Origin of the sequence: Halorubrum tibetense, from assembly GCF_042661865.1 — an archaeon.
GTDB lineage: Archaea > Halobacteriota > Halobacteria > Halobacteriales > Haloferacaceae > Halorubrum > Halorubrum tibetense.
The window spans coordinates 1-540 of sequence record NZ_JBHSWW010000709.1; the positions used below are offsets into that span (position 1 = coordinate 1).

The window sequence follows — 540 nt, forward strand, 5'->3', positions numbered from 1 at the left end:
CGTTGAAATGCCTCGGCCCAAGCCCAGTCAAAAATGTACTCGCCCCAAGAATGTTGTTTTAAATACAGCGGCGCGCAGGCAATGATCTGCTGGGACGGATTCCTCACGACTAAGTGCTGCGGTAGCCAGCCAGACGCCGAGCCAACACAGCCGGTTTGTTCCAGCGCCTGTAAAAAACCGAATTGGCCGAAGGGGTAGCGGCTTTGCAATAAGCCCTGCCAAGTACTGGCGCCTATGGCTTCGATGGAATCAACGAGTTCTATGTTTAGCATGGCGCCATACTAAGGTTTGCCCACGCACTTGGGTAGCGGCGGGTGCGATACCTATTGCGGTGTTACTTGTAACAGTCGCTGTTTGGGAAAGTGACAGGTAAAGCTCGAGCCCTTGGATACTTGGCTGCTGATATCGAGCCTAGCGTCGTGGCGGGACAGTGCATGTTTAACGATGGCTAAACCTAGGCCGGTGCCGCCCGTTGCGCTGTTGCGACTGTCGTCTACTCGGTAGAAGCGCTCGGTTAACCGCGGCAGATGTTTGGCTTCA

2 protein-coding genes are annotated in these 540 nt (G+C 54.8%); both read right to left on the reverse strand.

The features are described 5' to 3' along the window. On the reverse strand, window positions 1–272 hold a 272-nt coding region (locus ACFQEU_RS17865), incomplete at its 3' end, for a peptidogalycan biosysnthesis protein (RefSeq protein WP_379784341.1). 51 nt (window positions 273–323) lie between these two features. Continuing rightward, on the reverse strand, window positions 324–540 hold a 217-nt coding region (locus tag ACFQEU_RS17870), incomplete at its 5' end, for an ATP-binding protein (protein WP_379784343.1).